17 protein-coding genes are annotated in these 18,144 nt (G+C 26.0%); 5 read left to right on the top strand and 12 right to left on the bottom strand.

All coding sequences use genetic code 11. The annotated features are described in order from the left end of the window. Positions 1–335 precede the first annotated feature (335 nt). Positions 336–629: a YciI family protein gene (locus ACYUCG_RS01835; protein WP_111945319.1), complete on the top strand. Its 294-nt coding sequence runs from the start codon at positions 336–338 to the stop codon at positions 627–629. 424 nt (positions 630–1,053) lie between these two features. Here the strand turns inward: ACYUCG_RS01835 and fliB are convergent, their stop codons facing one another. Next, positions 1,054–2,400, bottom strand: coding sequence for a flagellin lysine-N-methylase (gene fliB, locus ACYUCG_RS01830; RefSeq protein WP_460267935.1), 1,347 nt, complete (start codon positions 2,398–2,400; stop codon positions 1,054–1,056). 505 nt (positions 2,401–2,905) lie between these two features. On the opposite strand from fliB, the gene nanH reads away from it, so the two are divergent. Genes nanH through ACYUCG_RS01815 form a run of 3 tightly spaced genes read left to right on the top strand, consistent with a single transcriptional unit; the run spans position 2,906 to position 5,607 of the window. After that, the gene (gene nanH, locus ACYUCG_RS01825; protein ID WP_460267934.1) at positions 2,906–4,054 is read left to right on the top strand and encodes an exo-alpha-sialidase NanH; all 1,149 of its coding nucleotides are present in this window, start codon (positions 2,906–2,908) and stop codon (positions 4,052–4,054) included. A gap of 43 nt (positions 4,055–4,097) precedes the next feature. Next, on the top strand, positions 4,098–4,826 hold the full coding sequence (locus tag ACYUCG_RS01820) for a carbon-nitrogen hydrolase family protein (RefSeq protein ID WP_460267933.1): 729 nt from the start codon (positions 4,098–4,100) through the stop codon (positions 4,824–4,826). Positions 4,827–4,869: 43 nt separating this feature from the next. Beyond that, the gene (locus ACYUCG_RS01815; protein WP_460267932.1) at positions 4,870–5,607 is read left to right on the top strand and encodes a TIM barrel protein; all 738 of its coding nucleotides are present in this window, start codon (positions 4,870–4,872) and stop codon (positions 5,605–5,607) included. Between the two features lie 175 nt (positions 5,608–5,782). Here the strand turns inward: ACYUCG_RS01815 and ACYUCG_RS01810 are convergent, their stop codons facing one another. From ACYUCG_RS01810 to ACYUCG_RS01795, 4 genes are all read right to left on the bottom strand, one after another. Then, positions 5,783–6,097, bottom strand: coding sequence for a DUF3784 domain-containing protein (locus tag ACYUCG_RS01810; RefSeq protein ID WP_003477365.1), 315 nt, complete (start codon positions 6,095–6,097; stop codon positions 5,783–5,785). A gap of 16 nt (positions 6,098–6,113) precedes the next feature. Then, entirely contained in the window at positions 6,114–6,956 is an 843-nt protein-coding gene (locus ACYUCG_RS01805) for an MBL fold metallo-hydrolase (RefSeq protein ID WP_460267931.1), read from the bottom strand. A 36-nt stretch (positions 6,957–6,992) separates the two neighbouring features. Beyond that, the gene (locus ACYUCG_RS01800) at positions 6,993–7,511 is read right to left on the bottom strand and encodes a ClbS/DfsB family four-helix bundle protein (protein ID WP_111693875.1); all 519 of its coding nucleotides are present in this window, start codon (positions 7,509–7,511) and stop codon (positions 6,993–6,995) included. A 196-nt stretch (positions 7,512–7,707) separates the two neighbouring features. Beyond that, entirely contained in the window at positions 7,708–8,805 is a 1,098-nt protein-coding gene (locus ACYUCG_RS01795) for a hypothetical protein (RefSeq protein WP_460267930.1), read from the bottom strand. Between the two features lie 356 nt (positions 8,806–9,161). Between ACYUCG_RS01795 and ACYUCG_RS01790 the strand changes: the two genes are divergently transcribed. Further along, positions 9,162–9,947, top strand: a complete 786-nt coding sequence (locus ACYUCG_RS01790; protein WP_460267929.1) for a phosphorylase family protein — start codon at positions 9,162–9,164, stop codon at positions 9,945–9,947. A gap of 924 nt (positions 9,948–10,871) precedes the next feature. On the opposite strand, the gene ACYUCG_RS01785 is transcribed toward ACYUCG_RS01790, so the two are convergent. The 7 genes from ACYUCG_RS01785 to ACYUCG_RS01755 form a co-directional block, all read right to left on the bottom strand. Then, positions 10,872–11,330: a 4Fe-4S cluster-binding domain-containing protein gene (locus ACYUCG_RS01785; protein ID WP_460267928.1), complete on the bottom strand. Its 459-nt coding sequence runs from the start codon at positions 11,328–11,330 to the stop codon at positions 10,872–10,874. Further along, entirely contained in the window at positions 11,327–13,138 is a 1,812-nt protein-coding gene (locus tag ACYUCG_RS01780) for a ribonucleoside triphosphate reductase (protein ID WP_460267927.1), read from the bottom strand. Before ACYUCG_RS01780 ends, ACYUCG_RS01785 begins: the two co-directional genes overlap by 4 nt. Positions 13,139–13,384: 246 nt before the next feature. After that, on the bottom strand, positions 13,385–13,867 hold the full coding sequence (locus tag ACYUCG_RS01775; RefSeq protein ID WP_460267926.1) for a hypothetical protein: 483 nt from the start codon (positions 13,865–13,867) through the stop codon (positions 13,385–13,387). Positions 13,868–14,047: 180 nt separating this feature from the next. Continuing rightward, complete coding sequence (locus ACYUCG_RS01770) at positions 14,048–14,473, bottom strand: hypothetical protein (RefSeq protein WP_124041754.1); 426 nt, start codon at positions 14,471–14,473, stop codon at positions 14,048–14,050. A 441-nt stretch (positions 14,474–14,914) separates the two neighbouring features. After that, on the bottom strand, positions 14,915–15,535 hold the full coding sequence (locus tag ACYUCG_RS01765) for a flavodoxin family protein (protein ID WP_003453853.1): 621 nt from the start codon (positions 15,533–15,535) through the stop codon (positions 14,915–14,917). A gap of 81 nt (positions 15,536–15,616) precedes the next feature. Then, the gene (locus tag ACYUCG_RS01760; RefSeq protein ID WP_415345825.1) at positions 15,617–17,257 is read right to left on the bottom strand and encodes an EAL domain-containing protein; all 1,641 of its coding nucleotides are present in this window, start codon (positions 17,255–17,257) and stop codon (positions 15,617–15,619) included. A 313-nt stretch (positions 17,258–17,570) separates the two neighbouring features. Further along, entirely contained in the window at positions 17,571–17,882 is a 312-nt protein-coding gene (locus ACYUCG_RS01755) for a hypothetical protein (protein WP_003459816.1), read from the bottom strand. Positions 17,883–18,144: the final 262 nt, after the last annotated feature.

The raw sequence follows: 18,144 nt of genomic DNA, 5'->3' as shown, positions 1-18,144 counted from the left end.
TATTACTTTTAAGATGTTTTTCAAGTGTACATAAAAACATCTTAATTTAATGCTCAATTAAAATTCCTTTATTAATAATAAAAACTTTTTAAATAACCTTAATTCCTAAAAGTACACCTCTTAAAAAAATTTTAAGCACTAGCAATAAAATAATAAGACTTATATATAGATTCTTAAATTAACACAATAATATATTTACAATCATTTTTAAGTCTAAACATATTTAAAAGAAATTCCACCTCTAACCTCAAAAGTTTATTTTAGTAAATATTATTAAATACTATTAACTATTAGTTTATAATATATTTATAATACTTAATTTTGGAGGATAAGAAATGAAATATTTTATTGTTGAAGGTATATTAAAAGATTCAGATAAGATTAATGAAGATATAATGAAAGAACATATGGCCTATACTCAAAAGGCAATGGATGAAGGAATAATATTAGTCTCTGGACTTAAATCAGACATGAGTGGAGGCATATTTGTTATTAAATCAGAATCTGTAGAAAAATTAGAAGCCTACTTATCAAAGGAACCATTTAAACTTTATGGAATACAAGATTATAAATTTGTAGAGTTTAATGCTCACTATTTTAATCCCTCACCAAATGAATGGTTTAAATAACTTTTTAAACAAAACTTTTAAAAAAAGAGTGTTTTAAATTACATAAATATATAACTTAAAATACTCTTTTTTATTATTTAACCTTATATATAGCCTCTATTTTAATTTCTCTTTAATTTTTTAATCCCAAAACCTTATACAAGATTACAACTTATTAAATAAGTTAAAACTTAAGCAAATTATATTATATGAAATCATTAATAAATTTAAAAAGCCTAAGTTTTTAAAAGCTTAATTTATTTATACCCAAAATTAACTCATTAAACCTGTATCACTTTTTCAATTAATCATTTTATTAAATATCCTCTTTAATAGAAAAATCATTAAGATTTAAAATTGTAACTATTTATAGGTAAGTCAAAAAAACTTTCTTAATTACCTATAGTATTCTTTCCATAAATAATCTAATTGTTATTATCTAAACTTAGAAGTCATTCATTAACATAGGTAGTATTTCATCAACTTCAAATATTTCTTCTGTCTCAAATATTTCTTGTAAATTTTCTATATTTTCATCTGAATGTTCAATATCTTTAGAGTAAATACGGCTAACCTCTACCATATCTTCCTCTGTAAATTCATTATTATTCTCTATAAACCTTACTACAGCAAGCTCCTTAATCATTAATGTACTGATTATAGCTAACTTTATCTTAGCAGAGACATCATAGTCAAAAATAGCTTTCATGAAATATCTAAATATAAAATATACAAGTATGTTTTTAAACTTATATAAATTTTCTTTGTAATACTCATTAAATTCCTTGTGCTTTCTTAAATAAAACTCCTCATTTCCTTCAAAACACTTTAATGCTTTCTCTAGCCCTAAAGGATCATTTGAATTTATATGCTTTATGCTCTTATAAACATTTAAATATTCACATAGATTTTTATGTTTTATGCTTTCTTTTCCTTTAAAACTTTCTAGTTCCTTTAAAAGTGTATTTATGAAATTTTCATCCCTATACTCTTCCATAAGCTCTGGGATTTCATCCATATCACCTAAATCTATCTTGTTTTGAACCTCTTTAACAAATTCAAGAGCTAAGGCTGCCTTTGTCCCTAAACCTAAATCATTGCGTTCTATAATATTAAAGACAATATTCCTACACTCTAAAAACTCTGAAAGAACCTCTGCATCAATGCCTTCATTAAAGTAGTCTTCATCCTTAGTAAAGCTATCCACTTCACTATTACTGCATTCACTGTCTTCACTATTTTTCAAGTCAAAACACTCTCTATTTTCACTATTCTTTAAGTTGGAAGATTTACATAAATCACAGTTTGATGAATTTATATTTTCACATGATAAGCTTAAATCATCTTCTAGCTCTTCTCGCATCTCATTTTCACACTTATCCTCTTCACTTAAATTAAAAGTAGTGTTTTCAGCCTTTCTTAAAATAATTCTTGCAGCCTCTGGACATGATAAAGATAGTCCTACTTCTTTTAAATCTAAAAATTCTTCAGTATATCTAGGAAATTGCTGACAAGTATAACAAAGATGATCCTCTCCAAGATTAATATAAATCTCACACATCTTTTTTTCATTTAAGAAGGAACAGTTCCCATTATTTAAAAGGAAAATATTTTCCCCATCACTTTTAACTATCTTACTTCTTAGGATTTCTCCAAATTCACCCTCCACATTTTCATAACGCTTATAGGTTTCATCATCAATAACGATTTCCCATCCAGCACAACAAGTATCTTCGCACTCTGATGCTATACATTTAAATTCATTAAAATAATTTGGTACTCTTACTTTCATCTTTTTCCTCACAGTTTATAATAATTCTAAGTCTCACCTTTTAATTATATCAAAAAATATAAGTCCTTTGTTTAATACCTTATATTTTAAAACTTTTAGAGTTCAATCCTTCTATATCATCCTAACTGTTAAAGAAGGCTAATTATCTTTAATAACTTCTCTAGAAATTATTACTTTATTAAAGATTCTCTGAAATATAAAATTTTTTCACTCCCATTTCCTTTCTTTAAAAACTATTATTTTATTAAAATCTCCTTAAATTAAAGCTATTAAACTTAAACCTTCTTAAAGTTATAAAAACTAAAATTTTATAGAAAACTCCAAAAACAATTATATTTACATTATTCCATAGTAAAGAATTTCAAATGCTGTTATAATTTATTTGAAAAACTTCTATATTTTTCAAGATAGGAGTTTTTAATAATTAGGTTTTTATGCCTATTTATATGAAAAATAACTTTTAAATGAATGGGTAAATATGAATTTTATGGAGGAGATTATATTTATGTGTAACAAAAACAATACCTTTGAAAAGAATCTAGATATAAGCCATAAACCAGAACCACTAATACTATTTAACAAGGATAGTAACATATGGAATTCAAAGTATTTTAGAATTCCCAATATACAATTATTAAATGATGGCACAATTTTAACCTTTTCAGATATTCGTTATAATGGCCCTGATGACCATGCTTATATAGACATAGCTTCTGCACGTAGTAATGATTTTGGAAAGACATGGAGCTATGATATAGCAATGAAAAATAATCGTATTGACTCTAATTATTCTCGTGTAATGGACTCTACAACAGTTATTACAAATACAGGTAGAATAATATTAATTGCAGGCTCATGGAATACAAATGGAAACTGGGCAATGACTACCTCCACAAGAAGAAGTGATTGGTCTGTCCAAATGATTTATTCTGATGATAATGGATTAACTTGGTCTAACAAAATAGATTTAACCAAGGACTCATCAAAAGTAAAAAATCAACCAAGCAATACAATTGGATGGCTAGGGGGAGTTGGCTCAGGTATTGTAATGGATGACGGAACAATAGTTATGCCAGCACAAATTTCCTTAAGAGAAAATAATGAAAATAACTATTATTCATTAATTATCTATTCAAAGGATAATGGTGAAACATGGACAATGGGAAATAAAGTTCCTAATTCAAATACTTCTGAAAATATGGTCATAGAATTAGATGGAGCTTTAATTATGAGTACAAGATATGATTACTCTGGTTATAGGGCAGCATACATCTCTCACGATTTAGGAACCACTTGGGAAATATATGAACCTTTAAATGGTAAAGTTTTAACTGGTAAAGGCTCTGGATGCCAAGGTTCCTTTATTAAGGCTACTACTTCAAATGGACATAGAATAGGATTAATTTCAGCACCTAAAAACACTAAAGGTGAATATATAAGAGACAATATTGCCGTTTATATGATTGACTTTGATGATTTATCTAAAGGAGTTCAAGAAATATGCATTCCTTATCCTGAAGACGGTAACAAATTAGGTGGTGGATATTCTTGTCTATCCTTTAAAAATGACCATTTAGCCATTGTTTATGAAGCCAATGGAAATATAGAATATCAAGACTTAACACCTTATTACTTGCTAATTAATAAACAATAATAAAATACTACATTATACTAAAACAAATCAAAGGAGCATAACTATGAAAATAGGACTAGCATCTAAAGAATTTATAAATAAAGATATTGAAAAAAATACTAATACAATTATAGAAACTATGATAGAAGCAAAAGAAAATAATGCTAATATGATTTGTTTTGGTGAAGCTTTTCTTCAAGGGTTTGATTCGCTATCTTGGAACTATGAGAAAGATAAAGAAATGGCACTTTCCCTCTCTTCTTTACCTATTAAAATCCTATGTAATTATGCAAAAAAGCTAGGGATTTGTGTTTCATTTGGCTATATTGAAAATTACAAAGGTTTATTATATTGTAGCTATATGACAATTAATGAAAATGGTGAAATAATAAATAATTTTAGAAGGGTATCTCCTGGTTGGAAAGAATCCTATGCTGATCCTACTCACTACAAAGAAGGTACTACATTTTCTACTTTTAAATATAAAGATTTGACTTTTTCAGTGGGATTATGCGGAGACTTTTGGCACGAAAAAAACATTGATATGGTATCAAAAATAAAAAAAGATATTGTTTTATGGCCCCTATTTGTAGATTTTAATATTCGAGAGTTTGAATCTCAGTATAAAAAAGAATATGCAGATCAAGCAAATAAATTAAAATCAAAAGTACTATTTATTAATAGCATATCAAAAGAATCAAAGGCTTTTGGAGGATCTTTTGAATTTTTAAATGGAGATATACTAAATGAACTTCCTATAGGAACAGAAGGTATTTTATATGTAGAAATATAAGTTTTATACCTAAACTTACTTTAAATGATTGGAGAGATTACTTATGCCACAGCTAGGTTGTTTAGCACGATTTTTCAATAGATATAAAGATGAAGTTAAATTTGCAAAAGAAAATAACTTTGACTTTATGCAATTATGGTATGACAATAAGGGATTATGCTTACATGAAGATGATAAAAATTTTATTAACACTATAAATAAATATAACTTTCCTACTATTATTCATGCCGTTTTAAACATAAATGAATTTGAAGAGCACATACCCAAACTATTAGATATCCTAAATAAATTAAATCACAAAGAACTAATAATCCATCCAATATGCGAAAATGAAGATATAGACGAAGAAACCTTAAACAAATTAAACCTAAATATTAAATACGCTTTAAATATACTTAAACCACATGGAATTACTCTTTTTCTAGAAAACAATAGTAAACTTGATCCCATTTTTACAACTACTGATGAAATTCAAAAGATATTTAGCCAAAATGCTGATTTAGAATTCTTATTAGATATTGCTCATATAGATAATATTAATCACTTACAAGAGCTAATTGATATTAAATATCCTAAAACTCTTCATATTGCAAATAGACATTTTGATGTTATTCATGAACATTTACCTATAGGATATGGAGAAATAGACTTCCAATATATATTTAGTAAACTGTTGCCTCAATATAATGGAAAAATAATATTAGAAATCGTAAATAAAGATTCAGATATAATAAACTCTAAGAATTTAATCGAAAACTTTCTTAATACACCAAATCAATAATAAACCATATTTATCTTATTTAAAACAAGAACATAGTGTACATAATATACACCAAGTTCTTGTTTTAAGTTAAACTTAATTTACATTGAAAATATCAACATAAATCCCAGTAAAATCCAATCAAAAATGGAGCAAAAAACTTTTGCTCCATTTTAATTTATATTACTATATAATTTCAATTTTTTCTTTCAAAACGATTCCCTGTATTGGCATATATTATTGTAAATATTATTGAAACTATTAATATAACAGTTCCAATATTAAACAATATCTTCATCATAAAAATATCACTTAAGGTAAATAATGTTATACAAAAAGCAATTATAAACATAAGTTTACCCATAAATTTACACAAAGACATAACATCATATTTTGCCTTTTCTTCCTTGGTCATAGTGTTAAATCCTGCTATTAAAAATGACCATTTACCCAAGGATAGCATTATTCCTAATAAAATAAATAAAGCAATCATCAATATTTTCCCAACCATAAAATCACCTCATAATTTAGATTTCTATCTTCATTCCATCATAAGCAAACTCTATACCATCTAATTCTTTCTCAAGCTCAACATAGTCATCATAGGATTTTCCCCAATCCTCTTCTAAGTGAGTTATTATTACCCTCTTAATATTATATTTATTTTTCAACTCTTCAATGTCACTTATAGTAAATAATTCATCTCTTAAAGGATTATCTTCTTTCAAAATAAAACCATCCTTTAATACTTCCCCTATAATGGTATTTCCTATAATTAAACAATCTGCATCCAGAAAGAGTTTGCTTTCTGGAAATGGCTTAACATCGCAAGGTGCATATATTAATTTCTTTCCTTCCTTTTCAAAAACAAATACTGTTGCATGATTTACTTTAATAAAACTCACTTTTATATTTTTAATAAATATATAGTCCTCTACACTTTTTCTCTTAATAAGATTTCTCACATTTTCGTAATAATCTAAATAAGAGCCAAACTTAAATCCTATTGAATTTATATCTTTCATAACATCTTCTAATGCAAATACTTCTATTGGATTTTCACAATTCTTACCACAAGATACTTCTAACCAATTTAGCCTAAGATGCTCAAATACTCTCATTCCTAAAGTATGATCTGGATCAACATGACTAAATAAAACTCTATCAATCTCTTTTATATCACAATAATTTATTCCATAAGCAATATCTTCAGGAGTATCAACTAAAAGATTTATGTCATCTAAAAACAAGCTGCAACCACATCTTGAATAAGGTCTTCCTTTACTCCTTGCCTCTTTACATACCTCACAATTACATAATGGCTTAGGTAATGAAACACAGCCTCCACTTCCAACTATTATAAATTTCATATTTCTCACTCCATATACTCAAAATAATTAATAAATTTATAACATTAACTTTTTCCATTTTCTTATCTTTGTTCTGAATGTACCAAAAGGAGCTACTGTATTGACATGAATAAACTTATATACTTCCCAGACTGCTGTTTTTGTGGCTTCATCTGCCCATATTCTTTGATGTGGTTTAAATAATTCATCATTTGACATAGAATCTATCATTTTATATATATTTTCTATATTTTCAGCTAAAAGAAGCTTTAATTGTGACAACGAAAGAAAAGCATATTCTTCATTAAACCAATTGTATAAATCCCCTAATTGATTCCACTTAAATTTATCTGATGGAGTTTTTACTTTTAAACCAGCTTTTTCATCCTTTTCCCACTTCAAAATTAAAGTTGTCCATCCAATTTGATATGCAAGATTTTCAGCAGGTGTTCTATCAACCTCTTCACACCTCACATCTTTTAAATCATTTGGTATATTATCAAATTCAGCAATGTACTTTTTATAATACTTATCAATTTCTTTTTTTAATTCTTCTTTATTCTCATATGTTCTCAATGCCAACTCCCCTTTACAAATTTTATTTAATTGATTGGTTATTTAATACACAAATAACTTTAATCTTAATAAGATTAATCTAATTTTAATTGATATTATATCCCCCTAAAATTTCATTTAGAAACGATTACTTATATTTGTATAGATTATTACAAACATTATTGAAACTATTAAGTTATTTTCTATAAATCAAAATTTATCTAAAAGGCTCACTTAATATATTATAAATTTCAGTATCAAAATCACCCTTTACTCTTTTTAAAAATTCAGCAGTATTTTTAGGAGTTGTTTCATAGGCTAACCTTAATAACTTATTTATTGTATCTAACCCATACTTTTCGTAAATTTTATCAAATAACAAAACTCCTCCAAAGTGTGCTGTTCTAGGTCTTGACCCATCCTCTGGTTTCATTATAGGATATTCCTCAAAGGCTTTTCTTGAATATTGAATTTGTTTGTTATATAAATCATTCTTACCAATACTTAATATATATGATAAACTACTCCATTCAGCTCCAGTTTCATTAAGCCAATCATCATATGTTGTAACAGAATATCCCATATGCCATGCATGAGCCAATTCATGTCCTAAAAATGAATATATAAACTTATCATTATCCTCTAAGCATGGTAATACAATAAATCCCTCTCTAAAATATCCACCACTATTTTCTATACCAGTAGAAATTAATTGTAGCTTATTATTTTCCTTTTCTCCTAATATTCTTTTATAATATTCATTTATCTTATGTAACTCTCCAACTATTTTATTTATATATCCTAATTCGCTTTCCTTTCCAGAATATATTTTTATGAAATCACATTCTGAGGAAAATACTTTATCCTTATTAAAAGCTCTTATATTGCAATCAAAGGGTATTTTATTATTAAAGATCCAGAAATCCTTTTCTTTTACTGCATCTAATACTATAAAATTCTCTAAACCTTTTATAATCACTTTAGTATCATCAAATAAAAAATCATCTAAAATTGGATACCAAGCACAATAAAATGATAATAAAACTTTTTCATCACTGCATTCAGTACAAAATCCATAGGGTTTTCCCCTGTATCTTAAAGTAAAATTATCAGTTTCTTCCTTTAAAATATATTTATTGCACTTGCCAATAAAATTAGGTTCTATAAGTTCTGTGTCATATTCAGCAGAAGAATATAACATATTAAAAGAGTCTTTTAATACAAAACTAATCTTCATTTCTTTTTCTAATGTGACTTTTGCTTCTACTTCAATTGTGTCCCCTTCTACCATTAATAACAATTCACATCTATTCATTGTATTTCCCCCTATCTTACACCATAAATTTTCTTACTTTATCCTATAAAACATAACTTATTCTCACCTTAACAAAAGTATAAATAAAACTCTTCTCATAATTTTCTTTAAAATAAACTACGGTATAAAACAAGTTATGCCTTACAAACTTTTATTCACCATTAATTACTCAAAATCAAATAATTCTTTAACCTTAATGAAAATATTTGAAATTAAGTAATTAAAAACTATTATATACAACCTACAAAATACTGTAAATAATTAATTTAAATGTTAATTGTCTTTTTCGCTAATATAAGTAATCATCCCAATTTATGATAAGATAATATTATAGAAATATATATTTGGAGGGTAATATGTATAATTTTCTAATAGATGGACATAAAAAGTATGGTTTAAAGAAAGATACGCTTTGTAAATCTGTATTGAAATGTAATGATGAAGCAATTAAAGAAAATGTTATTATAGCTCCTTGGTGGGAGCCAACTATATTCAAAGACATTGAATCTGAATTAATTGTAGATACTTCTATTAAGATATGGAATTGTAAGTTATTTGATAAAAATATTACATACATAAAAACTGGAATTGGGGCAAGTGTTTGTACTGATGTAATATTAGCCTTAGGAAACTCTAATTGTAAAAAAATTATATTTATTGGTTCTGTTGGTGCTTTAGATGAGAAAATAAGTATTGGTGATATTATTATACCTACCTTATCAGTATGTGGTGATGGGGTATGCAGATACCTAGAAAAAGACTTAACAAAAGACTATTTTGGCGAAAAATACTATCCAGATACTAAGCTTAATAAAATTCTAATTAAGAATACAGAAAAAATATGCAAAGATAATAATGTTAGCTATCATATAGTACCCAATTTTAGTGTAGATACTATATTTGCTCAATTTGCACATTTAGATTATATAATGAAATTAGGTTGTAAAAGTATTGAAATGGAGACTGCTGCTGCTTTTAAAGCTTGTTCAATTTGCAATATACCAATAGCAGCTATTTTTAATGTCTCTGATAATTCAATAAAAAATAAATCAATATATAATGGAAAAACTGAAAGTGAACTAAAATATAGAAAAAAAGTCAGAAATGAAATCATTCCCCAAATCATATACAACATACTTTGAGATTAATTATTCCTTAATTAAAATCAAAACTCCCTTAAAATGAATTCTTATAAACTAAATAAAGATTTAAGCAAAAAAAAAGATTTAAAGCTTACTCTGCTCTAAATCTTTTTCATTCTAACATATACATAATAATTCTCTTTTCTAATCCTATTTATATTGTCCATCTGTCTTTATTATTTTAAGTCCTCTTTTTCGTCATATCCTAAAAATGTTACCTTAACTAATACTCTCACTAAATCCATTGCTTTTTTCATAATCTATTCTCTCCTTTTATATATCTTAATTTATTTTCTTGTTTGTTTCTCTCAACTCTTGACTTAATTATATATTCTTAAGTAAAAATCTCATATTTAATTAGATTACACTTATATTACATATTTGAAAGGTATGCTGTAAGCAATGTCATACTTTTAATCACTATAAAACTCTATATTTGCCCAATTATTCATAAAATATTGCCAGTTTTACACATGTAATTGAAAATTTTAAAAATTAATGCAAGAATATATTTAATAATCTTAAAAAAAGGAGCTTTTATATGAAAGACGAAAAGATTAATATAAAATACCAAAATAAAGTTAATTTAATTTTTATCATATTAGTAACAATATCATTTTTATTATACCGATTCGGTTTTGATAGAAATGGTAATCTATTATCCTTAAACTACATATTAATATATTTTGTAGTTTTAGTATTAGTTATATCTAGCTTAAAAAATTTCATAAGAGAAAGAACTAAAAATAAACACAATTAAGAAGCTTATATTTCTATAATATTATAAAAATCTACTAAAAGATTTCTTTATAAAATACAAAAAAACTCAGTAATAACTGAGTTTTTATAATATTAAAGTAATTATCTAATCTAAAACTTTCTTTAACTCAATAGTTTCTTCTTTGTCATTCCATTTCATTACTATTATTTCTTTAATATCTTTTGATTTGATGTGGCTAACTTAACATCATATTGAATATTATTATTCACCTTTAATTTTTCATCATACTTTCCAAACTTAAAGTACATGTCTCCTTTTAAACCATATATATCAGGGAACTTTTTCTTAAAATCTTCTTCACTTAGTCCAGAATAAACTATAACCTTAAGTTTTCTCTTCCTTGCCGAATTAACCATTTCCCTTAACTCATTAGGTTGAAGTGACCATTCAAGTCCTGCAAGTATAATTCCTTCATTAAAAGGATCATTTGTCACTTCATCTAATATATCTTCTGAATCCATCTCTATGTTTGGTAAATCCTTTAAATGTTGATTAAAGCATCCTTTGCAGTTTAAGTTACAATCTACTGCACTTATTAATGCTCCCATAAAAGGCGCATCCTCTACTCTCTCATGAACAATGCCCTTTGTTTTTATAATCATAGACTTAACTGATTTCTATCCTTAAACTCTGATTTTTTACCATCATTAAAGAATTCAACTTTTCTTAAGTAGCCTGTTATTCTTTGATATAAATCTAGCTTTTTGCCACATATAGGACACTCTTCTACCCTTTCCTTTACATATCCATGCTCTTCACAGTATCTATTTAAAGGAGAAATACTTACATAAGGTGTTCTATATTTCTTACAAACTGTCTTTACTATGTGTTTTGCCTTTTCTCCACTTATAGCTCCATCACAGTAAATATGCACCACAGTTCCTCCTGTGAATAACACTTGAAGCTTATCTTGGTGATCAAATAATTGCTTTAAGTTTTTAACTTCATTAGGTGGCATATGACATGAGTTTGTATAGTATGGATATTCTCTTCCCCCTCTAACTATAATATCCTCAAAGTCCTCTACATCCTTTTTAGCTAGTCTATAACAAGTTGATTCCGCTGGAGTAGCCTCAAAATTATAAAGATTTCCTGTTTCTTCTTGAAAGTTTATTAATTCTTCTCTTATGAAATTACAAACCTTTATTGAAAACTCCATTCCTTCTTCAGTTAATATATTATTTCCATTAAAGTTTTCACACATCTCATTTAATCCAACTATTCCTATAGTACTAAAATGATTTTTCAAAGTCCCTACATAAGTTGAAAATGCCGGCAACATATCTTTATTTATAATATTGTCATTTAACCATTTTCTCTTCTTTTCCAAGCTATCTTTTGCTATAATCAATATTTCTTTTAAAGCATTAAAAAACTCTTTTTCGTTATTTTTATACTTATATGCCAATCTTGGTAAATTTATTGTAACAACACCTATACTTCCTGTACTATCTCCACTTCCAAAAAGACCACCATTTCTCTTTCTAAGCTCTCTTAAATCAAGATTTAATCTACAACACATTGATCTTACATCACTTTGATCCATATCTGAATTAACAAAGTTTGCAAAATAAGGATAACCAAACTTTCCTGTCATCTCAAATAACATATCATTATTAGGGTTATCAAAATCAAAATTACTGTTTATATTATAAGTTGGTATTGGATAAGAAAATGGTCTTCCATTATAATCTCCCTCATTCATAAGTTCATAAAATGCCTTATTTAACATGTCCATTTCTTTTTGACATTCCTTATGTGTGAACTCTTGAATTTTATCTCCAATTAAAGCAGGGTCATTCTCTAAGTCTTTTGGTGGAAAAAGATCAAAGGTAATATTAGTGAAAGCTGGTTCAGCTCCTGCCCTACTATTACTATTTATACTAAATATAAAGTTTTGTAGATTTTGTTTAACCTCTTCATATGTTAAATTATCCTTCTTTATATAAGGTGCTAATAATGTATCGAATGAGTTAAAAGCAACAGCGCCCATAATCTCATTTTGATATATTGTAACCAAATTAGCTATTTGATTTAATATAGCATCAAAATGTTTTGCAGGACTACTAGTTGGAATATTAGGAATTCCCTGTACTCCCATTAAAATTATGTTTCTTAAGGAATATCCACAACAATAAAGTGTTAATCCTCCTAGGTCATGAATATGCATATCTCCATTTTTATAAGCATCTATTATTCTTTTATCCTTATAAACTTCATTAAGCCAGTAATCTTTAGAAACCTCAGCTATTATATGTTTATTGAGACTCCCAAAACTATATGGTGAATTGGAATTTTCATTGACTCTCCAATCTATTTTTTTAATATAATCATCTACTATTTTCTTACTAGATAACATATTTTTCACATCCTTTTTTACATCCCTTTTATTTATACTGACATTATACATCAGTTCAAAGTATTATAATAAATACTCATATACCTATATGTTTATAATCAATTAACTATTTGTTTTTTATGGAAATACTCTTAATGTCTCTTATAATCTAAGTTCTTTTAACTTCTTAACTTTTTTTCAAAAAACTCAAAGAAAATTTTAGTTAAACTATTAAAAACCAAATGAAACATTGTATTTTCCTACTTTCTAAAAAGCATAAAATTTTTAATAATTTCTTTTTTATTAAAGTTTTATAATCTATTTTTTTAACTTTCTATTGTAAAATTCTAAATCTTCACTTAAGGGAAAATTGCTTTTAAAACAGATTAATAAATTTTCATCTTTACTTATTAAAACTGTTTTATCACTATCCCATGAAATTATCTCTATCTCTGAAAGAGGATGTTGAATGCAAACTGGATTCTCCCAAATATCTTTATTATCTTCTGCATAAGGTAAATTATATTTCATAATCTCTTCTAAGGTAATTTTCTTATTGAACCCACTTAAAACACCCCAAATCAATTGAAAATCTTCTTTTTTAATTATATTGTCTAGTTCTTCTCCAGATATAAAGCAATATTCTCTTGATAATAGTTCCTCTATATCTTCATTCTCTGGATAAGCACAACAATCTGTAATAAGCCAGTTATATTCAAGATGAATGTCATTAAAAGCTTTAAAAACCGTTCTTAAGTTTGTGTAATATTCTTGTCCTTTATATAAAACTATCCCTCTCAAAATTATCTTCTCCTTATTTTAAAGTAATTAATTCTCATTATTCTTTTATTTACTGTATAGAATCCAAACAAATATATCTCCTAAATATGTATTTAATTAATATTGTTATTTTATTTATAAATAAAAATAAAGTAAGGTTTATTTAATATATAACCTTACTTTACAAATAAAAACTAAATCTTATAGTCCTTCAATTTCTCTAGCTTTCTCTTCTATCTTTTTAAGTTCCTTATACGTATGCCTAACTTTATCTTGTACCACTTCAACTTTTTCTAAATGTTCCATAGCAGATTCTCTGTAAATATCCCCCAAGTCACTTTCATGCCAATTAGTATTTTCAACTTCGTAACTCTTAATCATTTCATCATTTTCCTCATCCATATCATCAATATAAGCCTTAACCACATCAGATATATGAGTTAGCTTAAACATAGCTTCTCCACTATACCCTGGCATTATATTTTTAAGAACAATAGTAGCTCCATCATCTCTTATTTCCACTTCTTGCTCTGGTAATTCTCCACTTAAAAGAACTGATTGAACCCTTTCAAACTCATCTATAAGTTTTTTTGCTTTTTTAGCTAATCTCATTTCCTTTGATTCCATAATTAGTTCCCCACTTTCTAGTTAAAATCTACATTATAGAAGTATTATTTTTACTTATAAACTTTCTTTTTATGTAATCTAAAATTTCAAGAATACCTTTAATAAATCATATATTTTGTAATCATTTTCTTAGCTACATTTTATCACATATAAATTACATTATAAAATTAACTAAAGTTAAAATATTTGTATATTTTCTAAATATTTAAATACCAAATCAAGTTAATACAAAAATAATTATAATAGTTTCATCATTAAAAAGAATTTTTAGAATAAAGATTTCAAAGAAACATAATAAATACTGGACATGATTTAAAAATTAGAATATAACTAAATAAAAGTGAAATATATCAAAGATTAAAATTAACTTTGATATATTTCACTTATTTTCTCTATTAACTAACAGAGTCTATTTATAAAAACTATTTTTAAATCTTCATATTATCTAATAAAATTAGTTCTTTCTCTTTCTTCTAATTCTGGTTTAAGAATATTATTATTCTTACCTAATTCTATACACTTAATAAGCCATGCCATATTTCTTCCTAGCACTCTCATTGTTTGCATACCTTCTAGGTCCTTTTTAACCTCCTCTGGAGTATTTCCATGAACCATATTCCAGTATTGTGAACTTACAACTGGCATATTGCATATTGTAAGATACTTACTTAATTGATCTAAAGTAGAGGTTGTCCCAGCACGTCTTGCACTGCATATAACTGCCCCTGGCTTAAATGCCATATGTTTACCCCCAGAATAAAATGCTCTATCTAAAAATGAAGTTATTGAACCTGAAGCTGCTGCATAATAAACTGGTGAACCAAATACAAATCCATCTGCATCCTTAGCTTTTTCTACAAATTCATTTACACCATCCTTCATAAAACATTCCCCTGTTTTTTTACAAGAACCACATCCTATGCATCCACCTATAGGCTTATTCCCTACTTGAAATATTTCAGTATCTATTCCATTTTCCTCTAGAGTTTTACTTACTTCCTTTAATGCTGTATAAGTACATCCCTCTTTATTTGGACTTCCATTAACTAATAATACTTTCATTTTTTGTACCTCCTAATTATAACCACCTTATTATATTATAAATCCTTCTCCTTAATTCTTACTATTTTTATCCTTTAAAAATTAACTATCCTTAAATTTAAAATCCTTTAAAGTCTCAATATCTACTGGCTTTGAATAGAAATATCCCTGAATATATATTTTTTCATATGGAAATGCCTTAACAATGTCAACCTGATACTGTTCCTCTATACCTTCAAATACTATAGTTCTATTAGCTATGATACATATTTCTGATATAAATTCCACTGTCTTTTCATTTATAATAGACTTATCTAAATTATCAGCAAAGTACTTATCTAGCTTCACTATATCAGAATCAATTTTATTTAATAAATCTAAATTAGAATATTCCACTCCAAAATCATCTATAGCTATTAAAAATCCATATTCCTTTATTATTCTTATTGCACTTTGTATTCTTCCTATATCCTCCATACCAAACTTTTCTACTATCTCTAAACAAATATTACAATCATCAATCTTATAATCTTTTGCAATTTTCATTAAGGATCTTAAAAACTTAGGATTTTCTATTTCTTTAAATGAAACATTTAAGGATATATAAAAATCTCTTCCTTTAACCATATCATAATCTTTTATTATTCTGTAATCTAAAATAACCTTCTTTAAAAGCCATAAAGAAACTTCTAAAGACATATTATTGTCTTCAATTTCCCTTATAAAGCTATAGGGAGTTAAAATTTTTCCATCCTTATTTAATCTCAAAAGAGATTCAAATCCCTTTACTCCATTTGTCTTTGGATCTACTATAGGTTGATAATATAATATATATTTATCATTTTTCATATAGTCTCTAATTTTTCTTTTAGTTCTTATAGCGAATATTTTATTTTTTCTTTTTTTATAAATAAATAATGATATTATAATTAAAAATATTACAACTAATAACTTTTCATTTTTTAATTTATCTAAATGCTCATCAAAATACTTAGAATATAAATTAGCATCTTTTTGTTCCCCATCTTCTTCAAGCTCTCCAAGGACAGAGTCTATTCCTTCAATTAATTTTTCATTACCTTTTCTACTAGTTATATAAACTGGTCCAGAAGAAAACTCAAAAATTTTTTTAATATTTTTATTTTCATAATTTATATTGCTTCTTGTATTTTCTACTACAAAGTCCACTTTGTTATCATGTAAATATTCTTCATCTTCAGGATAATTAGAAACATATATAGGTTTCACATTTATGCCTTTATCCTTTAAAAGCCTTAAAATCCACTCATTATTTTCTTCTCCTTTTAAAAATCCCATTTTTAATCCATTTAAAGCTTTTAAATCACCATTTTTTATATTCTTATTAGTATATATAGCAAAGTTATCATTATTTAGATAGTGGTCAGTAAATTCATATTCCTTTTCTCTATCAGGAGTCTTACTTATTCCAAAGACTAAATCTATCTGTCCAGATTTAAGCTTTTCTAAAGCATCTGTTACATTACAATCTACATACTTATAATTTAAATCTAACTTATTACATATTAATTCTAGTATTTCATTATAATAGCCATCTGGCACAGAATTTTTATTAAGATAATAATAAGGATAATATTCATAAAATCCTACTTTAATTGTTTTTCTGTTACAATTAACTTTCTTACCATCAAATTTAATTGTAATACCTAAAACCGTTATAATTATTAAAAATACTATACTTACCCAAAACACCCTTTTTTTCATAAAGTAACACTTCCCTAACCTCTCATATAGCCTTATCTCTAAATAAATTTTTACTCTATTTAAATATTAACATAATTTTCTAATAAACTTGATTTAAGCAATTGATATTTTTATCTCTTCTTTTTTGAAATTAAAGCAATTAACTAATTTTTCTTTATCTAAATTAATAAATAAATATAAAACTATATTAAAATTTAAACAATATAAATATTTATAAAAAAGCACTAAATCTATTAAATAAATTTAGTGCTTTTTCTTATAAAACTTTCAACAAAACTCAAAAATATATTTATTATAAGACTCTTAATATAAACTAAAAAATTATTATTTTGTAAACATTATTAATCTGAGCTGGATAAGTTTCTTCTATTTTTCCATCATAAATAATTTCTATTCTATCTCCCTCATTTATACAATCTAGAGTATTTTCTTTTCCATCTCTATCAATTATTTCAGCGTCTTCAGTATCAACTGCAATAAGTCCATCTTCATAATTAACTAAAAGACCATATTGAGATTTTTCAACTACATCAGTAACTATGCTTTCCTCTTCTCTATCAAAAAACAAAAAGACTGAAATAATACAAATTAAAAACACTAAAACTCCAATTAAAACCTTCTTCATATTTTGCTCCTTTGCTATTAGTAATTTATATTAATACTCTAAAATCTACATCTTTTTTATTATAAATAAAAAAAACCTTTTTTTCTAGAAATTTAAAAAGCTTTTATACTAATCCTTCTAAAGTTTTGTTACTCTAAAGTCTATATTGCTATTCTATTATGCTTCTAATTTTTTAGAGTATTATAAAGTTTTATTGCTCTAAAAAACAAAATACAATGGCCTAAATTTAGTACCATTGTATTTTCTACTTAAATCAATTTCT

This window comes from Clostridium sp. CTA-17 (assembly GCF_054767895.1).
The sequence above is the reverse complement of the archived record's forward strand: the minus strand, read 5'-3'. Positions and strand labels throughout refer to the sequence as shown.

Coding starts and splice junctions, on each gene's coding strand:
- ACYUCG_RS01760 (WP_415345825.1), bottom strand. CDS start 17,257: ATGAAAAAAAGGGTGTTTTGGGTAAGTATAGTATTTTTAATAATTATA.
- nanH (WP_460267934.1), top strand. CDS start 2,906: ATGTGTAACAAAAACAATACCTTTGAAAAGAATCTAGATATAAGCCAT.
- ACYUCG_RS01795 (WP_460267930.1), bottom strand. CDS start 8,805: ATGAATAGATGTGAATTGTTATTAATGGTAGAAGGGGACACAATTGAA.
- fliB (WP_460267935.1), bottom strand. CDS start 2,400: ATGAAAGTAAGAGTACCAAATTATTTTAATGAATTTAAATGTATAGCA.
- ACYUCG_RS01805 (WP_460267931.1), bottom strand. CDS start 6,956: ATGAAATTTATAATAGTTGGAAGTGGAGGCTGTGTTTCATTACCTAAG.
- ACYUCG_RS01765 (WP_003453853.1), bottom strand. CDS start 15,535: ATGAAAGTATTATTAGTTAATGGAAGTCCAAATAAAGAGGGATGTACT.
- ACYUCG_RS01820 (WP_460267933.1), top strand. CDS start 4,098: ATGAAAATAGGACTAGCATCTAAAGAATTTATAAATAAAGATATTGAA.
- ACYUCG_RS01815 (WP_460267932.1), top strand. CDS start 4,870: ATGCCACAGCTAGGTTGTTTAGCACGATTTTTCAATAGATATAAAGAT.
- ACYUCG_RS01835 (WP_111945319.1), top strand. CDS start 336: ATGAAATATTTTATTGTTGAAGGTATATTAAAAGATTCAGATAAGATT.
- ACYUCG_RS01755 (WP_003459816.1), bottom strand. CDS start 17,882: ATGAAGAAGGTTTTAATTGGAGTTTTAGTGTTTTTAATTTGTATTATT.
- ACYUCG_RS01770 (WP_124041754.1), bottom strand. CDS start 14,473: ATGGAATCAAAGGAAATGAGATTAGCTAAAAAAGCAAAAAAACTTATA.
- ACYUCG_RS01785 (WP_460267928.1), bottom strand. CDS start 11,330: ATGATTATAAAAACAAAGGGCATTGTTCATGAGAGAGTAGAGGATGCG.
- ACYUCG_RS01790 (WP_460267929.1), top strand. CDS start 9,162: ATGTATAATTTTCTAATAGATGGACATAAAAAGTATGGTTTAAAGAAA.
- ACYUCG_RS01810 (WP_003477365.1), bottom strand. CDS start 6,097: ATGGTTGGGAAAATATTGATGATTGCTTTATTTATTTTATTAGGAATA.
- ACYUCG_RS01780 (WP_460267927.1), bottom strand. CDS start 13,138: ATGTATAATGTCAGTATAAATAAAAGGGATGTAAAAAAGGATGTGAAA.